Below are 18,184 nucleotides of genomic sequence, written 5' to 3' on the forward strand. Positions count from 1 at the left end.
TCGGTCGAGTCGGCAGCACACTGCCCGCTCGGCCGACGCGCGTGACGCTTCGGGCAGCGGGAGCGACTTCTCGGCCGACCGGGGTGACGCCTCGGCGAGGGTGAGTCAGGCGGTGTGGGCTCGGGTGGAGACCAGGACGCGGGCGAGGCCGGCGGAGACGAGGGCGGCGCCGAGCATGTGGAAGCCGACGAGGAGGACGGGGAGGTCGGTGAGGTACTGGACCCAGCCGATCAGGCCCTGCGCGAGCTCGATGACCAGCAGGACGATCGTGACCCGGCGGACGTACGCGTTCTTGCGGCCGAGCCACAGCGTGACCAGGGTCGCGGCGATGAGCGCGTAGACGGCATAGGCGTGGATGTGGGACATCAGGGCCGGGTCGAGGCCGGTGCGGCGGGACTCGAGGTCGCCGGAGTGGGGGCCGGAGCCGGTCACGACGGTGCCGAGCCAGAGCGTGACCCAGCCGACGACGAGGGTGACGACGGAGGCGATGCGTACGCTGCGCGGCGCGGCCTCGCGCACCGGCGAGCGGAGCTCGTCGAGCAGCCAGACGCACACGCCGACCATCGCCATCGAGGCGAGCAGGTGCAGCGCGACGACGTAGGGGTTGAGCTGGCTGAGGACGGTGATCCCGCCGAGGACCCCCTGGAGCGGGACGCCGAGGGCGATGACGACCGCCAGGTTGCGGACGACGCCCCGGCGCCTCCACACCGCGATGACGACCGTGATCGCGATGGCGGCCAGGACGTAGGTCAGCAGCCGGTTCCCGAACTCGATGACGCCGTTGATCCCGAGCGCCTCGTGAGCCACGTAGGACTCCTCGGTGCACTTGGGCCAGGTGGGGCAGCCGAGGCCGGAGCCGGTCAACCGGACCACTCCGCCGGTCACCACGATCCCGATGTTGGCGATCAGGTTGGCGATGGCCAGGCCGAACGCGTGGGCGCGGAGCCAGGCGAGGACCTTGTCCTTGGCCGTGGGGGCCGGGCCGGTGGCGGGTTCGGTGGACGTCATTCCCACTTGAAGGTCCTAGCTGTGAGGGTGGAGCCGAGAACGGCCCAGATCAGGAGTACGCCGAGGTCTCGCCAGGCCGGGACGCCGTCGAGGAACGCGGTGCGTACGGCCTCTCCGAGCGCGCCCGAGGGGAGCCAGCGGGCGACGTCGCCGTAGGCGCCGTAGGCCGTCAGAGGCAGCACCACGGCACCGCCGGCCAGGAGAAGCAGGTAGATGAGGTTGGCCGCGGCCAGGGTCGCCTCGGCGCGCAGCACGCCGGCCACGAAGAGCCCGAGCGAGGCGAAGGCCAGCGTGCCCATCGCGATGGCGAGGAAGAAGGCGAGGACGGTGCCGAACCCCGCGGCGGGGGTCCAGCCGAGGATCTGGCCGACGCCGCCGATGACGAAGAGCTGGACGAGCTGTACGCAGCCGAGCGCGAGCACCTTGCCGGCGAGCAGGCCGATCCGGGGGAGCGGTGAGGCCCCCAGGCGCTTGATCACGCCGTAGCGCCGCTCGAACCCGGTCGCGATCGCGAGGCTGGTGAACGACGTCGACATGATCGCCAGGGCGAGGACACCGGGGGTGAGGAGGTCGACGAGTGGCCGGTCGGTGCCGAGGTCGAGGTCGATCGCGTTGCCCGCGGTGACTCCGCCGACCAGCACCATCACCGGGATCACGACGGCGAGGAGGAGCTGCTCGCCGTTGCGGAGCATCAGCTTGGCCTCCATCAGCGCCTGGGCGACCACCTGCCGGGTGATCGGGGCGCCGCCGGGCTTGGGGGTGAAGGTCCCCGTGGCCACCTCAGACATGCTCGACCCCCTCGGTGAGATGGAGCCCTCCGGTGAGGTCGAGGAAGACGTCCTCGAGGCTCCTGCGACCCAGGGTCAGCGACTCCGGGAGGACGTTGTTCTCCTCGCACCAGCGGCTCACCTTCGAGAGCGTGGTCGGGTCGGCCTTCCCGGTGACCCGCATCGAGCGCTCGTCGAGCAGGGTGACCTCGGTGTCCTCGCCGAGCGCCTTGCGCAGCGACTCGCGGGCACCGGGCGGGAACGGCTTGGTCACGACCAGTCTCACCGTGGCGGTCGCACCACCCCTGGTGAGCTCGAGCGGACTGCCCGAGGCGATCATCCGGCCGCGGTCGATGATGTGCACGTGGTCGGCCAGCTCCTCGGCCTCCTCCAGGTAGTGCGTCGTGAGCACGACGGTGACGCCGTCAGCGCGCAGCTCGCGCAGCAGCTCCCAGGTCATACGCCGCCCCTGCGGGTCCATCCCCGCCGTCGGCTCGTCCACGAACACCAGCTCCGGACGGCCCACCAGCGCCATCGCCAGCCCGAGCCGCTGCTGCTGCCCGCCGGAGAGCCGCCGGTAGGGGGTGCGACCGCACTCGCCCAGGCCGAGCCGCTCGGCCAGGTAGTCGACGTCGAGCGGATGCGCGTGCAGCCGGGCGATGTGCTTGAGCATCTCCATGGCGCGTACGCCGCTCCAGGCGCCCTGCCCCTGCAGCATCACCCCGATCCGGGGGAGCAGCTGCTTGCGGTCGGCGATGGGATCGAGCCCGAGGACGCGTACCGTCCCCTGCTGGGGCTTCCGGTAGCCCTCGCAGGTCTCCAGGGTCGTCGTCTTGCCGGCACCGTTGGGCCCGAGAACGGCCGTGATCGAGCCCTCCGCGACGCTCAGCGTGAGTCCGTCGACGGCCGTCTTGTCGCCATAGGTCATGCGCAGGTCGCGTACCTCGACAGCAGGCCTGGCGACGGAAGAGTCCACGGCGGCAGTCTAAGAAGGCGTACGCCACCGGCCCAATCGCGTAGGTGCGATCCTGTGGATTCTTAGGTGCCTGTAAGGACGTTGGCCGCCCAACTCCCACCGAAGGACGGCCAACGCGGGGATGAGACGCGATGCCCCTAGGCCTATGACGCGGTGTCTCAGACACAATTTCTGCTCAGAAGATCAACAGGCAAGGCGGTCAGGAATCGAGAAGCCTCAAAGGCCCCGGGATTCCTAAGGTCGAGACATGTTCACACTTGAGACCATCACCCTCGACGCAACCGACGCCACGGACGCCCAGGCGTTCTACGAGAAGGCCTTCGGGCTCACCGACCAGATCTCCGTACGCCAGGGCCCGGGCACCGGCACCGGCCGCCCGTTCACGATCTCCCTGGTCGTCAGCCAGCCCTCGACGGTCGACAGCCTCGTCGACTCCGCACTCGCGGCCGGCGCCACCTCGCTCAAGCCGGTAGAGAAGTCGTTCTGGGGCTACGGAGGCATCGTCCAGGCTCCCGACGGCTCGATCTGGAAGATCGCCACCTCGGCGAAGAAGGACAACGGCCCCGCCACCCGCGAGATCGACGACATCGTCCTGCTCCTCGGCGTCGCCGACGTCAAGGCGACCAAGCGGTTCTACGCCGAGCGCGGGCTCGGCGTGAAGCGGAGCTTCGGAGGCAAGTACGCCGAGTTCGAGGCAGCTCCCGGTGCCGTCCAGCTCGCTATCTATCCCCGGCGCGCCCTGGAGAAGGAGACCGGTGTCGCGGTCGACCCGGCCGCTGCGTACGGAATCCTCCTGGGCGGCGGCAGCGAGGCCTTCACCGACCCGGACGGGTTCACCTGGCAGGCTGGGGACCATGGCACATACGATCGCGACGAACACGACCGTTGATCTCGAGGGGCTCCTGGAGTTCGTACGTCCCCGCCACCAGATGATCCTGGTGACCAGCCGAGCCGACGGGTCCCCGCAGCTCTCGCCGGTCACCGGCGGGGTCGACGACGACGGGCGCATCGTGATCGCGACCTATCCCGAACGGGCCAAGACCCGCAACGCTCGCAGCCGCCCGCAGGTGAGCGTGATGGTCCTCTCCGAGGAGTGGAACGGCGCGTGGGTGCAGGTCGACGGCGAGGCCGAGGTGCTCGACGCGACCGCGGGGGAGGAGGCCCTGGACGCCTTCGTCACCTACTTCCGCAACATCTCCGGCGAGCACTCCGACTGGGACGAGTACCGCCAGGCCATGGTCGACCAGGGCAAGTCCCTCCTCCGGATCACCCCGAAGCGCTGGGGCCCGGTCGCCACCGGCGGCTTCCCGGCCCGCCTGGCCTGAGACCGAGCGGCCGCTGGCTTCTGCTGGCGGGTTCAGCGTCGCTGCCAGATCCCGAGGCGGTGGTTCCACGGCAGCCGCGGGCTCAGCTGGCGCGGCTCGGAGAGGTGGACCAGGTCGAAGTCGGGGCCGAGCGCGCGGGTCATGTGCTCGGGGACGTACGTCCATGGCGGGCCCGCCTCCTCGCTCGGCCGGTCGATCGGGAAGACCCCCGACGCGACCCGCCCGCCGGGGCGTACGACCGTGCGGGCCAGGTCACCGACGCGGCCGCGCCAGGCGGGCGGCAGCGCGCAGAAGAAGGTGTGGTCCCACATCAGGTCGACCGGTCCGCCGGTCGCGGCCAGGACGACGTCGACGTCGAATGCGTCGCCGACCACGTAGGTGAGGTCCGGGTAGTGCTCTGCTGCGTGGGCGGCCGCCGTGGGCGAGACGTCGACAACCGTCGTACGCCATCCGGCAGCCGCCAACCCCGCCGCGTCGTGTCCCCGGCCGGCCCCTGGCGCGAAGGCGGTTCCGGGCTCCCCGAACAGCGCCGCGTCCTCCTCGATGTATGCCAGGGGAGCGCCGAGGTCCCAGCCGGTCGTGCCGCGGACGTACGCGGTTTCCCAGTCTGTGGGGTCATTGACGGTCATGGGCCACAGTCTCTCGGACCGGCGCAGGGTGGCAGAGCAGGGCGCCCGGGCGAATCCGCGATTCCGCGATTCCAGGGCGGTTCCGTGTGCCGTCGTTGACCGGTACGCTTTCGAACATGAGATCGACTGGCGGCACGTCCCGGCGCGACGTACCGCTGCCGTTCGACATCGCTCCTCATGCGTTGCCAGCGCCCATCAAGCGATCATCGGCACCTGCGCCTGAAGAGGGGACGCAGGTCTACCGTCTTGTCGGCGCCCACCTCACCTCTCGCGGCCTCCCGCCGGGCTCCGACCTGATGATCAACCCCCGCCGACCCAAGCGCGGCGAGGTGGCGGTCGTACGCTCCGGCGGCCGCACCAGAGTCGGTGTCTTCGACCTCGAACGCGGTCGCGCGGTCCTGCGTTCAGACCGCGGCACCCGCTGGCTGCCGCCCGACGCCGTCTACGTCGGCGTCGCCGCGCTCGCCTCCCCGACCCTTGACGGGATGCCGACAGGCTGATCAGTGCTTCGCTGCTGATCGGGATGCGGTGGTGACGTACGACACGTTGTCGCTGCCCAATGAGCAAGTAAGGGTTGCCTTCGTTGAATCGCCTGGGGGAATAACGTCACAATGGTGTTGTGAAATTCGACGAGAGCACTCTGCAGCCCGCAGAGACCAGCGAGGAGAGCACCCGCCAGCGGGTCGCTCGGTCGCTGCTTGTCGACGGTCCGCAGACCGCTGCGACGCTGGCCAAGCGGCTCGATCTCACCCCGGCCGCGGTCAGGCGCCACCTGGACGCCCTGGCCGAGGAGGAGGCGGTGGAGCAGCGTGAGCCGCGCACCGCGTCCACGCGTGGGCGAGGCCGCCCGGCCAAGCTCTTCGCGCTCACCGACCAGGGTAGGGACGGCTTCGAGAAGAAGTACGACGACCTGGCGGTCGAGGCGCTGCGGTTCCTCTCCGAGGTGGCCGGCGAAGAGGCCGTGCGGGAATTCGCGGAGCGCCGCGCGGCGTTCATCAAGCAGGGACTGGACCGGATCGCTGCCAGCGAGACGGATCTCAGCCCCGCGCAGGTGCTTGCGAATGTGTTCACGGCCAACGGCTATGCGGCCTCCGTCAGGGAGCTGCCGCTGATCAACGGCCATGACGCAGGTGAGCAGCTGTGCCAGCAGCACTGCCCGGTCGCCCACGTCGCCCAGGAGTTCCCCGAGCTCTGCGAGGCGGAGACAGAGGCGATCGCGAAGCTGCTCGGCACCCACGTACAACGCTTGGCCACCATCGCCCACGGCGACGGAGTCTGCACGACGCACATCCCTCCTGGATCCTCCGGTCCCGGCGAAGTTTCGAAGAAGAAGGAGCAGGTCACGACATGACCTCCATCGAGGAGCTCAACCCCGAGCTGAAGGGCATCGGCAAGTACGAGTTCGGCTGGTCCGACTCGGATGTCGCCGGCGCCGCGGCACAGCGCGGTCTCAACGACGCCATCGTCCGCGACATCTCCGGCAAGAAGTCTGAGCCGCAGTGGATGCTCGACCTGCGCCTGAAGGGCCTCAAGCTCTTCGGCCGCAAGCCGATGCCCACCTGGGGCTCCGACCTCTCGGACATCGACTTCGACAACATCAAGTACTTCGTGCGCTCGTCGGAGAAGCAGGCCACCTCGTGGGAGGACCTGCCCGAGGACATCAAGAACACCTACGACCGGCTCGGCATCCCGGAGGCGGAGAAGCAGCGCCTCGTTGCCGGTGTCGCCGCGCAGTACGAGTCGGAGGTCGTCTACCACTCGATCCGCGAGGACCTCGAGGCCCAGGGCGTGCTCTTCCTCGACACCGACACCGCGCTCAAGGAGCACCCGGAGATCTTCCAGGAGTACTTCGGCACGGTGATCCCGGTCGGCGACAACAAGTTCGCCGCGCTGAACACCGCCGTGTGGTCGGGTGGCTCCTTCATCTACGTGCCCAAGGGTGTCCACGTCGACATCCCGCTGCAGGCCTACTTCCGGATCAACACCGAGAACATGGGCCAGTTCGAGCGCACCCTGATCATCGCCGACGAGGGCTCCTACGTTCACTACGTCGAGGGCTGCACCGCGCCGATCTACCAGTCCGACTCGCTGCACTCCGCGGTCGTCGAGATCATCGTGAAGAAGAACGCCCGCGTTCGCTACACGACCATCCAGAACTGGTCCAACAACGTCTACAACCTGGTCACCAAGCGCGCCGTCTGCGAAGAGGGCGCGACCATGGAGTGGGTCGACGGCAACATCGGCTCCAAGGTGACCATGAAGTACCCGGCGGTCTACCTGATGGGTGAGCACGCCAAGGGCGAGACGCTCTCCATCGCCTTCGCTGGCGAGGGCCAGCACCAGGACGCGGGCGCCAAGATGGTGCACGCCGCTCCGAACACCTCCTCGTCCATCCTGTCGAAGAGCGTGGCGCGTGGCGGTGGCCGCACGTCCTACCGCGGCCTGATCCAGATCAACGAGGGCGCGCACGGCTCGAAGTCCAACGTGCTCTGCGACGCGCTCCTGGTCGACCAGATCTCCCGTTCGGACACCTACCCCTACGTCGACATCCGTGAGGACGACGTCTCGATGGGTCACGAGGCCTCGGTCTCGAAGGTCTCCGACGACCAGCTGTTCTACCTGATGTCCCGCGGCATGGCCGAGGACGAGGCGATGGCGATGATCGTGCGCGGCTTCGTCGAGCCGATCGCCAAGGAGCTCCCGATGGAGTACGCCCTCGAGCTCAACCGCCTGATCGAACTGCAGATGGAAGGAGCGGTCGGCTGATGACCGCAGCTGTGCAGGAGGCTCTGGAGCTCGACAAGGTCGAGTCCCACCTCCACCCGGAAGGCTCTTTCGACGTCGAGGCGCACGAGGTACCGAAGGGTCGCGAGGAGATCTGGCGGTTCACCCCGCTCAAGCGCCTCAAGGGCATCCACAACGACGCCCCGTTCGCCGACGGTGCGACCAAGGTGGAGGTCGAGGCGGCCGCGGGCGTGACCGTCGAGACCGTGGCGGCCGACGATGCCGTACGCGGCAGCTCGGGTCTGATCCCGACCGACCGCGTCTCGGCGCGGGCCTGGGCGGCCAGCACCGGCGCGACCGTCGTGCGAATCCCGACCGACACCGTCGTCGAGGGCGCGACCGTGATCCGCCACCACGGCACCGGCTCGGAGACCGCCGGCGCCGGTCACGCGGTGATCGTGGCGGAGAAGTTCGCCAAGGCGACCGTCGTGCTGGTCTTCGAAGGCTCTGCCGTCGTGGCCGACAACATCGAGATCGTCGTCGAGGACGGCGCCGACCTCACCGTCGTCTCCGTCCAGGACTGGGCCGACGACGCCGTCCACCTCTCCACCCAGCACGCCAAGGTCGGCCGCGACGCCAACCTCAAGCACGTCTCGGTGAGCTTCGGCGGCGACGTGGTGCGCCACGACTTCTCGGCGGAGTACTCCGGCCCCGGTGGCTCCGTGGAGTCGCTCGGCCTCTACTTCGCCGACGCCGGCCAGCACATCGAGCACCGTCTCTTCGTCGACCACACCGCCCCGAAGACCAAGTCCCACGTGGTCTACAAGGGCGCGCTGCAGGGCGAGAAGGCCCACGCGGTCTGGATCGGCAACGTGCTGATCCGCAAGGAGGCCGAAGGCATCGAGACGTACGAGGAGAACCGCAACCTCATCCTCACCGACGGTGCCTGGGCCGACTCCGTGCCCAACCTGGAGATCGAGACCGGCGAGATCGAGGGCGCGGGTCACGCGTCGGCGATCGGCCGGTTCGACGACGAGCAGCTCTTCTACCTGCAGAGCCGCGGCATCTCCGAGACCGAGGCCAAGCGTCTGGTCGTGCACGGCTTCTTCAACGACCTGATCCGTCAGATCGGTGTCCCCGAGCTCGAGGAGAAGCTGACCAGCACGGTCGAGGCCGAGCTCGCCAAAAACATCAACATTCTTATCGAGAAGGACGCAATCGCATGAGCACGCTTGAGATCAAGGACCTCACGGTCTCGGTGAGCACCGAGGACGGTGCCAAGGAGATCCTCAAGGGCGTGACCCTGACGATCAACTCCGGCGAGACCCACGCGATCATGGGCCCCAACGGCTCGGGCAAGTCGACGCTTGCCTACTCGATCGCCGGCCACCCGAAGTACACCATCACCGGCGGCACCGTCACCCTCGACGGTGAGGACGTCCTGGAGATGTCCGTCGACGAGCGGGCCAAGGCTGGTCTGTTCCTCGCGATGCAGTACCCGGTCGAGGTCCCCGGCGTGAGCGTGGCCAACTTCCTGCGCACCGCGAAGACGGCGCTGGACGGCGAGGCCCCCAAGCTGCGTACGTGGGTCAAGGACGTCAACGGTGCGATGAACAAGATGCACCTGGACCCGACCTTCTCGCAGCGCTCGGTCAACGAGGGCTTCTCCGGTGGCGAGAAGAAGCGCCACGAGATCGCCCAGCTCGATATCCTCGACCCGGCCTTCGCGCTGCTCGACGAGATCGACTCCGGCCTCGACATCGACGCGCTCAAGGTCGTCTCCGAGGGGATCAACGACTTCCGCGCCCGCGATGGCAAGTCGGTCCTGCTGATCACCCACTACACCCGCATCCTGCGCTACATCAAGCCTGACCACGTGCACGTCTTCGTGGCTGGCCGGATCGCGGAGTCGGGTGGCCCGGACCTGGCCGAGGAGCTGGAGGCCAACGGCTACGAGAAGTACGTCGCGGCAGGGGTCTGACATGAAGGGTCTGCTGCCCGACCTGGATCTGGTCCGCAAGGACTTCCCGATCCTGGAGCGCACCTTCGACGGCGGCGAGACCCCGCTGGTCTATCTCGACAGCGCCAACACCTCGCAGAAGCCGCAGATCGTGATCGACACCATGGTCGACCACCTGGAGCGGCACAACGCCAACATCGCCCGGGCGATGCACCACCTGGGTGCCGAGGCCACTGAGGCGTTCGAGGGGGCGCGCGACACCGTCGCGCGCTTCCTCGGCGCGCCCGAGCGCGACGAGGTGATCTTCACCAAGAACGCCTCCGAGGCGCTCAATCTGGTCGCCAACACCGTGCCCCTGGCCGCCGGCGACGTGGTTGTCACCACCGAGATGGAGCACCACTCCAACATCGTTCCGTGGCAGCTCGCCACGCAGCGCGCGGGTGCGACGTTGAAGTGGTTCGGGCTCACCGACTCCGGTGACCTCGACCTGTCGAACATCGACGAGCTGATCACGCCGGCGACCAAGATCGTCGCGCTGACCTGGGTCTCCAACATGCTCGGCACGATCAACCCGATCGCCGAGATCGCCCGCAAGGCTCACGAGGTCGGTGCGCTCGTCGTCGTCGACGCCGCGCAGGCCGCCCCGGTGCTGCCGATCGACCTGGCCGGCATGGCCGAGGAGGAGCGTCCCGACTTCCTCGCCTTCACCGGCCACAAGGTCGTCGGCCCGACCGGCATCGGCGTCCTGTGGGGCCGGCGTGCCGCGCTCGAGGCGCTGCCGCCGTTCCTCGGCGGTGGCGAGATGATCGCCACGGTCACGATGGAGAAGTCGACCTACGCGCCAATCCCGCACAAGTTCGAGGCCGGAACTCCGCCGATCGCCGAGGCAGTGGGTCTCGGTGCGGCGCTGGAATACCTCATGCACGTCGGCATGGAGAACGTCCACGCCCACGAGCAGGCGATCACGGCCTACGCGCTCGAGCGCCTCGCGACCGTGCCGGGCGTGACCGTGCTCGGCCCGTCCGACGCGGCCAAGCGCGGCGGCGCGATCTCCTTCGAGCTCGACGGGGTGCACCCGCATGACGTGGCCCAGGTCCTCGATTCCAAGGGCGTCGCCATTCGCGCCGGGCACCACTGCGCCAAGCCTGCCCACCAGCGGTTCGGCGTACAGGCCTCCAACCGGATGTCGTCCTACCTCTACACCACGCCCGCCGAGATCGACGCGCTGGTCGAGGGGTTGGAATACGTACGCACGTTCTTCAAGTTGGACAAGTGATGACTGCCGCGAACCTCGAGAGCATGTACCAGGAGATCATCCTGGACCATTACAAGAACCCGCACGGGAAGGGTCTTCGCGACCCCTTCGAGGCGGAGGTTCACCACGTCAACCCCACCTGCGGTGACGAGATCACCCTGCGGCTCCACGTGGCCGGCGGCAAGATCGAGGACATCTCCTACGACGCCCTCGGCTGCTCCATCTCGCAGGCGTCGGCCTCCGTGCTCAACGACCTGGTCGTCGGCAAGACGGTGGATGAGGCGATGGTCATCCACGAGGAGTTCCTGCGGCTGATGCAGGGCAAGGGCCAGGTGGAGCCCGACGAGGACATTCTGGAGGACGGCATCGCCTTCGCGGGCGTCGCCAAGTTCCCCGCCCGGATCAAGTGCGCGCTGCTGTCGTGGATGGCCTGGAAAGATGCCGCCGCGAAGACTGTCGCTGAGGAGAACTGATGACTGAGACCGACCACGCTGAGCACAATCACGCGGGACACGACCACGCGGGTCATGACCACTCCGGTCATGACCACTCCGGCCACGGCCATGGCCACGGTCACGAGGCCCCGGAGTGGCAGGGGATGCGTACGTCCACGGTCGAGGGCGCGAGCCTGAAGATCGAGGACGTCGAGGAGGCGATGAAGGACGTCGTCGACCCCGAGCTCGGCATCAACGTCGTCGACCTGGGCCTGATCTACGGTCTGCACATCGAGGACCACTCCAACGTGGTCATCGACATGACGCTGACCTCGGCGGCCTGCCCGCTGACCGACGTCATCCAGGACCAGACCTCGCAGGCCTTGGAGGGCATGGTCAACGACGTACACATCAACTGGGTCTGGATGCCGCCGTGGGGCCCGGACAAGATCACCCCCGACGGCCGCGAGATGCTGCGCGCTCTCGGGTTCAACGTCTGAGGGTTCGCCCGACGTGGGAGTCCTGAGGTCACTGGGTGACCTCAGGACTCCCAGGTCATTTCAGGCAACTCTTCTAGCCCTCGCGATCGCTTCCTGGCTGCGCTTGTAAGGCTTCCGGCCCGGAGTTCTGGGGGTGTCCCGCGGCTTGCCGCTCTCCAGGAGAACACCGCCCCAGACTCCCCACTCCCGCCGGGCGGTCCCGAGCTCGAGGCAGGTCTGCCGCATCGGGCAGTCGGCGCAGACCTGCTGCGCCTCGGCGAGCTGGGTGAGGTCCTCGGGATGAAAGAGCTCCGGGTCCTCGCCCACGCAGGCCCACTCGTCGGTCCGGGGAGTCGGGTGCTTCAGCGTCAGCTCGTAGGTCTTCGAGCTGTTGCCCTCTCCGAAGAGTGTGATGATCTCCATCTCGTTCACCTCCTGGTGATGCTGCTGGACATGAGAAGGGCCGCTTCCGATTCGATCGGAGCGGCCCTGGTGGATGCGGTGAGCACCTACGTTCGTTGCGGCTCCGAGCGCGCAAACTCCACGTCCTGGACCGGTCGGCCCAGGTGGTTGCAGATCGTGGTCTCGCGCATGACATCAATGGTATTCACCCCGCCCCAGCCGGGACCACTGGTTTGTCGTGGGAAACGTGCCGGTGACGACGGCTTAACCGGCGGCGTACGCGGCCTCGCTAGCGTCCGGGATCCACCGTCCCCGACGCTTAGGAGACCCGATGAAGGTCTTGAAGTCCCCAGCCGTCCTGATCCTCGTCGGTGCGGTCGCCGGCATCGTCTTCGGCCTGGTGGTGGGGGAGTGGGCGGCGAACCTCAAGTTCGTCGGTGACATCTTCATCCGGCTGATCCAGATGTCGATCGTCCCGCTGGTCGCCTCGTCGGTGATCGTCGCGACGGGCGCGATGACCGGGGCGGGTGCCGGCAGGCTGGCCGGGGCGACCTTCGGCTGGATGCTGGGGTTCGCGGTGGTCGCCGCCTTCGTCGGCTGGGGGCTCGCCGAGCTGATCCAGCCGGGCTCGGGGATGCGCTATGACGGCGAGCTCGACCCGACCCTGACAGACTCGGCCGCGGCGACCGCGGTCGGCTGGCAGCAGACCGTGACCGGGTTCGTCTCCACCAACGTGGTCGAGGCGATGGCCACCGGGGCGATGGTGCCGATCATCGTCTTCGCCCTGATCTTCGGCCTCGCGCTCAACCGCTACACCGCGATGAACGGCCCGACCGTCGTGCTCACCTTCTTCGAGCAGATCCAGGCGATCGTCCTGCTGATGATCAGGTACGTCATGTTCCTGGCGCCCATCGGCGTCTTCTGCCTCCTCGCCGACCTCGCCGGCCGCGTCGGCTTCGGGGTGGTCACCACCGCGCTCGCCTATCTGGGCACGACCCTGGCCGGCGTGGTGATCATCTCCGCCCTCTACGTCGTCGTGGTCGTCGCCGTCACCCGGCTCAACCCGCTGCGCCTGCCTGCGAAGCTCGCCGAACAGACCGTCGTGGCCGTCACCACGACGTCGTCGGCAGTCACCTTCCCGACGGTGCTGAAGAACGCGGTCGAGAAGTTCGGGATCTCGAAGCGGGTCGCGGACTTCACGCTCTGCCTGGGGATGACGATGGGCTCGTGCGGCGCGGTGCTCAACTACACGATCGTGGTGCTCTTCCTCGCCCAGGCCTCCGGCGTCTCGCTCTCCCCGGGCGACATCGCGCTCGGGATGGCGCTCGCGGTGCTGCTCAACATCGGCACGATCACCGTGCCCGGTGGGTTCCCGGTCGTCGCGATCTTCCTGGCCACGTCCCTGGACCTGCCCATCGAGGCCGCCGGGCTGCTCATCGCGGTGGACTGGTTCACCGGGATCCTGCGTACGTTCCTCAACGTGAACGGAGACACCATGGTCGCTCTGCTGGTGGCGCACGGCGCGGACGAGATCGACCGGGACGTGTACGCCGGGACGAAGCCGGTGGTGGAGCCTGTCGCGGAGGCGGCGGCCTGACACGATGGAGGCATGGACGTAGCCGCCCGCACCGCAGCCAACCGCCGCCTGCTCGCCGACTTCTTCGACGGCCTCGACGAGTCCCAGCTGGAGACGCAGAGCCTCTGCTCGGCCTGGACGGTGAGGGAGGTGCTGGGGCACAGCGCGATGCCGTTCTCGGTCGGGATCGGGCGGCTGCTGTGGCGCACGCTGCTGGCCCGAGGCTCCATCGACCGGGCCTCGGCCGCGATCGCCGAGGAGCAGGCGCGTCGGCCGGTCGCCGAGCTGACCGGGATGCTGAGGACGTACGCCACCAAGCGGGTGCCGGCGCCCGGCGTCGGTCCGATGGGGCAGTTCACCGACCACTGCATCCACCTGCGTGACTGCACCCGGCCGCTCGGTCTCGACACCGACGTCCCGCTCGAGGACTGGCGCGCGGTGCTCGACTGGCTGCCGACCAAGCAGGCCTCGCTCGGGGTGGTCCCGGCCGGACGGCTCGACGGGCTCGCGCTGCGCGCGACCGACCAGGACTGGTCCTGGACTGCGGCCGACGGCTCGGCCGAAGAGGTCGCCGGTCCCAGCGAGGCCCTGGCCATGGCGCTCTCCGGCCGGTCGGTCGCGCTGGCGGATCTCGATGGACCAGGGGTGGCGACGTTGCGGGAGCGGATCGGCCCAGCCAGGTAGACCCAGCCGGGTAGGCTCCGCGGACGTGGAGGCTCCTGGTCGGATCTGGTTCGGGTACATCGCCGCGGTGGGACTCGCGGTGATCGGGCTGTTCACCCTGGATCCGCTGGCGTTCGGCTTGGCCGTCGCCGTGCTGGTCGCGACGGTGCTGGGGGAGTGGTACCGCGGCCGTCAGGCCGCGCTTTCCGCTGCCGCGGGGGACACCGACCTTGCGGACCTGGTCTCCCGGTGGGCCCGCGGCTGGGCCTACGCGCGGGGTTTCCCACGCCCTGCGGCGGTGCCCGGAGGCGTACGCGTGGAGGTGGGGGAGCCAGGGCGGCGGGTCGAGTGGGTGGCGACCGACGACGCGGACACGCTCGCCGGGCTCGTCGACACCGCCCGGGCCACGCCCGAGGCGTGGTTATCAGTGGTGACCGAGTCGCCCGCGGGCGTACGTCCCTGGTTCGTCGAGGCCGGGCTGGTGGCCAACGATGGCGAGGAGACGCTGATGTCGATCGACCTCGCGGACCACGCGTCCAAGCGGCTTCCGGAGGGTTACCGCGCCGAGGTGGAGCGCGACGGCGGCGTCATCACCGTGACGGTCAGCGCGGGCGATGCTGTCGCGGCCGGCGGGCGGATCGCCGTCATCGGCGCCGACGCCGTCGCCGACCGGATCCAGACCGAGCCCGACCACCGACGCCGCGGTCTCGGCGGCGCGGTGATGAGCCTGCTCGTCGCTGCCGCCCGGGAGGCCGGTGCCATCCATGGTCTTCTGGTCGCCAGCGAGATGGGCGAGCCCCTCTACGCCGGCCTCGGCTGGCGCGTCGAGGCACGCCTGGTGACCGCGCGATCAGCCACGCCGCGTACCTCCGTCGAGTCCCGGCACGGCTAACGCGAACTGTGATTGAGTGTCGCCTATGAGCGACGACGCCACGATCCCTGAGCCTGAGGCCCCCGTGTCCGACTCCCAGCAGGAGGCTGACATCGCCGCGTTCTGGGACGACGTGAAGCACCACGCCCACCTCAGCGCCGCGCCCGGCTACTTCGGGGCATCGCCGCTGGAGGCGCTGCAGCCGCCGGCCTGGGCCTTCGGTGGTACGCCGGAGGAGGCCGACGGTCTGCTCGAGCTCGTTCTCGAGGGGGTGAAGACCGCGACGGCCACTGCGCAGTGGGACTTCGAGAACGGAGACGAGCCGCTCCCGACCGTCGGTGGCATGAGCATCATCCTCGACGGTTCCGGTCACCCGCGGGCCCTGATCGCCACCACCCAGGTCGACGTCGCCCCGTTCCGGGACGTCCCTGAGGAGTTCGCCCGGCTGGAAGGCGAGGGCGACCTGTCGCTCGACTACTGGCGCGAGGTGCACGAACGCTTCTTCACCGAGTTCGCCGGTCCCGACCACGAGTTCAGCGAGGACATGCCAGTCGTGATGGAGCAGTTCGAGCTCGTCTGGCCGAAGCCTGAGTGATCCGAGAAGTCGGATGATGGGCACATGACACCGACCGAGCTGACCGAGCGGGTCCGGGAGATCTGCCTCGGGTTCCCGGACAGCGCCGAGCGGGTCACTCATGGTTCGCCCGGGTTCTTCGTGAAGAAGCAGTTCGTGATGCTGTGGCCGCAGGGACATCACGGGCGCGACGAGCCGCATCTGTGGGCGGCGGCTGCAGCGGGGGTGCAGGCCGAGGTCGTCGGTGACGATCCCGAGCGGTTCTTCGTGCCTCCCTACGTCGGTGGCCGCGGCTGGGTCGGCATGCGGCTCGACGGTGACGTCGACTGGGACGAGGTCGCCGAGATCTGCGAGGACGCCTACCGGCACATTGCGCCGCCTCGACTGCTGCGTGGCCTGGACCGGTAGCGTACGGACATGCCCAACGTCGCCGTCCCGGTCGCTCGGATCCAGCGCTGGGTCGACAACTTCGCCGGGCGCCACGGCGAGACCCGGCTCGCGGTCGACTCCGGTGCGCTGACCGGTGCCGCGGCCGACGGTTCCTCGTTCATCGCGGCGCTGCCGTTCGAGAAGTCCTACGCCGGGCCGGCCGAGGTCGAGGCGTTCATCGCCGCCGCGGCGGCGCCGCGGGACTGGGGCCTGCTGCTGGTGCGCAAGGGCGGCTTCGCGATCGCCCGGATGAGCGGCGGCGAGATCGCCGACCACAAGATCGGGCGGCGGCACGTCCAGGGGAAGACCAAGGCGGGCGGCTGGAGCCAGCAGCGCTTCGCCCGGCGCCGGGCCAACCAGGCCAGCGCTGCGTACGAGGCGGCGGCCGAGCACGCGGCCCGGATCCTGAACGGGCTGCGCGGCCCGCTGGTCACCGGCGGCGACCACGGCGGTGTCGACGACGTGCTCGAGGACCGGCGGCTGGCGTCGCTCGAGGTCACCGGACCGTGGCTGGCCGTGCAGGACCCCAACCGGGCGGTGCTGGATCAGGCGATCGAGGACGCCCAGAAGGTGCGGATCGAGGTCCTCAACGCCGACAGCTGACGCCTCCGCGTCAGGGGAGCTGCCAGACTCCCGGCGAGCCCTTGACCATCGATCCGTCGGTCAGGAGCGTCTGGCGGGCGCGTCGCGCTGCGTATCGCCAGCGGAGCTCGCCTTCCGGGGTGGTCTCGAAGTCGCCGGGGAGGAGGCTGTCGCCCAGCTGGCTCTCGAGCTCGTCGAGGACGGCGTCGGCGGACATCGAGCCGCCCGCGTTCTCGAGGATCTCGAGGATGAGCGGCGCGAAGGCGGCCGGCGGGGTCCACTTGCGGGGAGCGGACTTGGTGACGACCTTCGGCGCGGCGGCCGTCGAGCTCGTCGTGGTCTTGCGCACCCGGGTTGTCGGCTTCTTCACTGGAGCCGGAGCGGGCGGGGCCGGGGGCCGCCCATGGATGCACTGTGACTTCGGCAGGTCACACAGCTCGCAGTAGTCAGTCTCGGACATCGGCTCAACCATATCGGCCCCAGGATCAAACTCAGCATCCCGTCGTCGCATCCCGGCGGTGAGTGCCGCTGCGACCTGCGAGGATGCGCTACTTTGGCAAGCATGTGGCAGCCCGACCCAGGGTGGCTCGTCCTTCCCGGCGGCACCGGACCCTCCACGCTGGGGGTCTGGCGCACTGCTGTGGGCGAGGAGCAGGAGCCGGTCGTGGTCAAGCGGCTCGCGCAGCCGGGGGCTTACGATCCGGCCGAGCTGAGCCGCCGGCGGCACTTCGCCTACTGGCGGCGGGCGGCGGACGTCGCCACCTCGGGGCTGGTCGACGACACCCAGGGCATGATCGGCGCGCGTACGAGCGTCGCCGAGGACGACGAGGGCATCACCCTGACCAGCGACTGGGTCGAGGACGCCGCCAACTCCGGGCTCTTCGCGGCACTATCGATGGGCCGCTTCGCCGGCGCGGACCTGGGTGAGGCGCGCTGGCTGGCGCGCGACCAGTTCCGCGACCGGATCGCGCGGGTGGAGTACAACGGCGGCTGGCCGACCATGATGCGTACGACCGCCGCGGACATCGCCCACACCCTCTGGGAGCGACGCGGGCGCTTCACCAATCTCCTCGACGAGCTCCCCCAGGTCGCCCAACACGGGGACCCGGCGCCGCAGAACCTCCTCGGCCGCACCGACGACGGCGAGCGGCTGATCGCTATCGACTGGTCGAGCCTCGGACACGGCCCGGTCGGTGGTGACCTCGGGCTCTATCTGCTGCACGCCCGGGAGTCGTTCGAGCCGCTGCTGGAGGCGTACGTCCTGGGGCTTCCCTCCGGCGTCGCGACGCGCGACGAGGTGACGCTCGGTGCGCAGATCAGCGCCGTCTACACCGCGCTGAGCCGCGCCGAGTGGGCGCTGAGCCGGATCAAGCCGGGGGAGGGACCGCTGCTCGCGAAGTTCCGCCACCCCGCCGTCGCGCCTCACCTGCGGACCCTGCAGAAGCAGGCGCCATTGGTTGAGGCGCTGCTCGAGATGTGAGCCGCGCGGGTCACATGCGTCACATCTGCAACACGACTCAGGCAATCCCT

Annotated in this window: 23 protein-coding genes; 17 read left to right on the plus strand and 6 right to left on the minus strand. The window is 69.1% G+C overall.

Annotated elements, in window-relative coordinates:
- Positions 1–105 precede the first annotated feature (105 nt).
- The 3 genes from OH802_RS16395 to OH802_RS16405 are packed head-to-tail and all read right to left on the minus strand — an operon-like array spanning position 106 to position 2,751.
- Positions 106–1,008 (minus strand): COX15/CtaA family protein, encoded by a 903-nt coding sequence (locus OH802_RS16395; protein WP_406020150.1) that lies wholly within the window; start codon positions 1,006–1,008, stop codon positions 106–108.
- The gene (locus OH802_RS16400) at positions 1,005–1,796 is read right to left on the minus strand and encodes an ABC transporter permease (protein ID WP_406020152.1); all 792 of its coding nucleotides are present in this window, start codon (positions 1,794–1,796) and stop codon (positions 1,005–1,007) included. Before OH802_RS16400 ends, OH802_RS16395 begins: the two co-directional genes overlap by 4 nt.
- The gene (locus tag OH802_RS16405; protein ID WP_406020154.1) at positions 1,789–2,751 is read right to left on the minus strand and encodes an ABC transporter ATP-binding protein; all 963 of its coding nucleotides are present in this window, start codon (positions 2,749–2,751) and stop codon (positions 1,789–1,791) included. The genes OH802_RS16400 and OH802_RS16405 overlap by 8 nt, the downstream gene beginning before the upstream one ends.
- A 247-nt stretch (positions 2,752–2,998) precedes the next feature.
- Between OH802_RS16405 and OH802_RS16410 the strand changes: the two genes are divergently transcribed.
- Positions 2,999–3,640 (plus strand): glyoxalase, encoded by a 642-nt coding sequence (locus OH802_RS16410; protein WP_406020156.1) that lies wholly within the window; start codon positions 2,999–3,001, stop codon positions 3,638–3,640.
- On the plus strand, positions 3,606–4,076 hold the full coding sequence (locus OH802_RS16415) for a PPOX class F420-dependent oxidoreductase (protein ID WP_406020157.1): 471 nt from the start codon (positions 3,606–3,608) through the stop codon (positions 4,074–4,076). The genes OH802_RS16410 and OH802_RS16415 overlap by 35 nt, the downstream gene beginning before the upstream one ends.
- Before the next feature lie 32 nt (positions 4,077–4,108).
- On the opposite strand, the gene OH802_RS16420 is transcribed toward OH802_RS16415, so the two are convergent.
- Entirely contained in the window at positions 4,109–4,705 is a 597-nt protein-coding gene (locus tag OH802_RS16420) for a methyltransferase domain-containing protein (protein WP_406020159.1), read from the minus strand.
- 116 nt (positions 4,706–4,821) lie between these two features.
- Between OH802_RS16420 and OH802_RS16425 the strand changes: the two genes are divergently transcribed.
- From OH802_RS16425 to OH802_RS16460, 8 genes are all read left to right on the plus strand, one after another.
- Entirely contained in the window at positions 4,822–5,205 is a 384-nt protein-coding gene (locus OH802_RS16425; RefSeq protein ID WP_406020161.1) for a hypothetical protein, read from the plus strand.
- Positions 5,206–5,324: 119 nt separating this feature from the next.
- A complete protein-coding gene (locus OH802_RS16430) occupies positions 5,325–6,056 on the plus strand; it encodes a metalloregulator ArsR/SmtB family transcription factor (protein WP_355227730.1) in 732 nt (243 codons plus the stop codon).
- Positions 6,053–7,471 (plus strand): Fe-S cluster assembly protein SufB, encoded by a 1,419-nt coding sequence (gene sufB / locus OH802_RS16435; RefSeq protein WP_091041037.1) that lies wholly within the window; start codon positions 6,053–6,055, stop codon positions 7,469–7,471. The genes OH802_RS16430 and sufB overlap by 4 nt, the downstream gene beginning before the upstream one ends.
- The gene (gene sufD, locus OH802_RS16440; RefSeq protein ID WP_406020163.1) at positions 7,471–8,655 is read left to right on the plus strand and encodes a Fe-S cluster assembly protein SufD; all 1,185 of its coding nucleotides are present in this window, start codon (positions 7,471–7,473) and stop codon (positions 8,653–8,655) included. The genes sufB and sufD overlap by 1 nt, the downstream gene beginning before the upstream one ends.
- Positions 8,652–9,410: a Fe-S cluster assembly ATPase SufC gene (gene sufC, locus OH802_RS16445; protein ID WP_406020165.1), complete on the plus strand. Its 759-nt coding sequence runs from the start codon at positions 8,652–8,654 to the stop codon at positions 9,408–9,410. The genes sufD and sufC overlap by 4 nt, the downstream gene beginning before the upstream one ends.
- Before the next feature lies 1 nt (position 9,411).
- Positions 9,412–10,665 carry a cysteine desulfurase gene (locus tag OH802_RS16450; protein WP_406020167.1) on the plus strand — a complete coding sequence of 418 codons (1,254 nt, stop codon included), beginning with the start codon at positions 9,412–9,414 and terminating at the stop codon, positions 10,663–10,665.
- Complete coding sequence (gene sufU, locus OH802_RS16455) at positions 10,665–11,117, plus strand: Fe-S cluster assembly sulfur transfer protein SufU (protein WP_331907108.1); 453 nt, start codon at positions 10,665–10,667, stop codon at positions 11,115–11,117. Before OH802_RS16450 ends, sufU begins: the two co-directional genes overlap by 1 nt.
- A gap of 125 nt (positions 11,118–11,242) precedes the next feature.
- Positions 11,243–11,578 (plus strand): metal-sulfur cluster assembly factor, encoded by a 336-nt coding sequence (locus OH802_RS16460; protein ID WP_160028798.1) that lies wholly within the window; start codon positions 11,243–11,245, stop codon positions 11,576–11,578.
- Between the two features lie 60 nt (positions 11,579–11,638).
- Here the strand turns inward: OH802_RS16460 and OH802_RS16465 are convergent, their stop codons facing one another.
- On the minus strand, positions 11,639–11,980 hold the full coding sequence (locus tag OH802_RS16465; protein WP_160022637.1) for a WhiB family transcriptional regulator: 342 nt from the start codon (positions 11,978–11,980) through the stop codon (positions 11,639–11,641).
- Positions 11,981–12,290: 310 nt separating this feature from the next.
- Between OH802_RS16465 and OH802_RS16470 the strand changes: the two genes are divergently transcribed.
- Genes OH802_RS16470 through OH802_RS16495 form a run of 6 tightly spaced genes read left to right on the plus strand, consistent with a single transcriptional unit; the run spans position 12,291 to position 16,675 of the window.
- A complete protein-coding gene (locus OH802_RS16470; protein ID WP_406020170.1) occupies positions 12,291–13,556 on the plus strand; it encodes a dicarboxylate/amino acid:cation symporter in 1,266 nt (421 codons plus the stop codon).
- 12 nt (positions 13,557–13,568) lie between these two features.
- Positions 13,569–14,219: a maleylpyruvate isomerase family mycothiol-dependent enzyme gene (locus tag OH802_RS16475; protein WP_406020172.1), complete on the plus strand. Its 651-nt coding sequence runs from the start codon at positions 13,569–13,571 to the stop codon at positions 14,217–14,219.
- A 25-nt stretch (positions 14,220–14,244) separates the two neighbouring features.
- Entirely contained in the window at positions 14,245–15,090 is an 846-nt protein-coding gene (locus OH802_RS16480; RefSeq protein ID WP_406020174.1) for a GNAT family N-acetyltransferase, read from the plus strand.
- Positions 15,091–15,115: 25 nt separating this feature from the next.
- Positions 15,116–15,664, plus strand: coding sequence for an ASCH domain-containing protein (locus OH802_RS16485; RefSeq protein WP_406020176.1), 549 nt, complete (start codon positions 15,116–15,118; stop codon positions 15,662–15,664).
- Positions 15,665–15,688: 24 nt separating this feature from the next.
- The gene (locus tag OH802_RS16490; protein ID WP_406020178.1) at positions 15,689–16,051 is read left to right on the plus strand and encodes an MmcQ/YjbR family DNA-binding protein; all 363 of its coding nucleotides are present in this window, start codon (positions 15,689–15,691) and stop codon (positions 16,049–16,051) included.
- A gap of 9 nt (positions 16,052–16,060) precedes the next feature.
- Entirely contained in the window at positions 16,061–16,675 is a 615-nt protein-coding gene (locus OH802_RS16495; RefSeq protein ID WP_406020180.1) for an acVLRF1 family peptidyl-tRNA hydrolase, read from the plus strand.
- Positions 16,676–16,685: 10 nt separating this feature from the next.
- Here OH802_RS16495 and OH802_RS16500 read toward each other — a convergent pair whose 3' ends face one another.
- Positions 16,686–17,114 carry a hypothetical protein gene (locus tag OH802_RS16500; RefSeq protein ID WP_406020182.1) on the minus strand — a complete coding sequence of 143 codons (429 nt, stop codon included), beginning with the start codon at positions 17,112–17,114 and terminating at the stop codon, positions 16,686–16,688.
- Positions 17,115–17,216: 102 nt separating this feature from the next.
- On the opposite strand from OH802_RS16500, the gene OH802_RS16505 reads away from it, so the two are divergent.
- Complete coding sequence (locus OH802_RS16505) at positions 17,217–18,134, plus strand: phosphotransferase (RefSeq protein WP_406020184.1); 918 nt, start codon at positions 17,217–17,219, stop codon at positions 18,132–18,134.
- The last annotated feature ends 50 nt before the right edge of the window (positions 18,135–18,184 follow it).

Source organism: Nocardioides sp. NBC_00850 (assembly GCF_045207335.1).
In the GTDB taxonomy this organism is placed as follows: domain Bacteria; phylum Actinomycetota; class Actinomycetes; order Propionibacteriales; family Nocardioidaceae; genus Nocardioides.

Coding starts and splice junctions, on each gene's coding strand:
- OH802_RS16395 (WP_406020150.1), bottom strand. CDS start 1,008: ATGACGTCCACCGAACCCGCCACCGGCCCGGCCCCCACGGCCAAGGAC.
- OH802_RS16400 (WP_406020152.1), bottom strand. CDS start 1,796: ATGTCTGAGGTGGCCACGGGGACCTTCACCCCCAAGCCCGGCGGCGCC.
- OH802_RS16410 (WP_406020156.1), top strand. CDS start 2,999: ATGTTCACACTTGAGACCATCACCCTCGACGCAACCGACGCCACGGAC.
- OH802_RS16415 (WP_406020157.1), top strand. CDS start 3,606: ATGGCACATACGATCGCGACGAACACGACCGTTGATCTCGAGGGGCTC.
- OH802_RS16420 (WP_406020159.1), bottom strand. CDS start 4,705: ATGACCGTCAATGACCCCACAGACTGGGAAACCGCGTACGTCCGCGGC.
- OH802_RS16425 (WP_406020161.1), top strand. CDS start 4,822: ATGAGATCGACTGGCGGCACGTCCCGGCGCGACGTACCGCTGCCGTTC.
- sufB (WP_091041037.1), top strand. CDS start 6,053: ATGACCTCCATCGAGGAGCTCAACCCCGAGCTGAAGGGCATCGGCAAG.
- sufD (WP_406020163.1), top strand. CDS start 7,471: ATGACCGCAGCTGTGCAGGAGGCTCTGGAGCTCGACAAGGTCGAGTCC.
- sufC (WP_406020165.1), top strand. CDS start 8,652: ATGAGCACGCTTGAGATCAAGGACCTCACGGTCTCGGTGAGCACCGAG.
- OH802_RS16450 (WP_406020167.1), top strand. CDS start 9,412: ATGAAGGGTCTGCTGCCCGACCTGGATCTGGTCCGCAAGGACTTCCCG.
- sufU (WP_331907108.1), top strand. CDS start 10,665: ATGACTGCCGCGAACCTCGAGAGCATGTACCAGGAGATCATCCTGGAC.
- OH802_RS16460 (WP_160028798.1), top strand. CDS start 11,243: ATGCGTACGTCCACGGTCGAGGGCGCGAGCCTGAAGATCGAGGACGTC.
- OH802_RS16465 (WP_160022637.1), bottom strand. CDS start 11,980: ATGGAGATCATCACACTCTTCGGAGAGGGCAACAGCTCGAAGACCTAC.
- OH802_RS16470 (WP_406020170.1), top strand. CDS start 12,291: ATGAAGGTCTTGAAGTCCCCAGCCGTCCTGATCCTCGTCGGTGCGGTC.
- OH802_RS16475 (WP_406020172.1), top strand. CDS start 13,569: ATGGACGTAGCCGCCCGCACCGCAGCCAACCGCCGCCTGCTCGCCGAC.
- OH802_RS16485 (WP_406020176.1), top strand. CDS start 15,116: ATGAGCGACGACGCCACGATCCCTGAGCCTGAGGCCCCCGTGTCCGAC.
- OH802_RS16490 (WP_406020178.1), top strand. CDS start 15,689: ATGACACCGACCGAGCTGACCGAGCGGGTCCGGGAGATCTGCCTCGGG.
- OH802_RS16495 (WP_406020180.1), top strand. CDS start 16,061: ATGCCCAACGTCGCCGTCCCGGTCGCTCGGATCCAGCGCTGGGTCGAC.
- OH802_RS16500 (WP_406020182.1), bottom strand. CDS start 17,114: ATGTCCGAGACTGACTACTGCGAGCTGTGTGACCTGCCGAAGTCACAG.
- OH802_RS16505 (WP_406020184.1), top strand. CDS start 17,217: ATGTGGCAGCCCGACCCAGGGTGGCTCGTCCTTCCCGGCGGCACCGGA.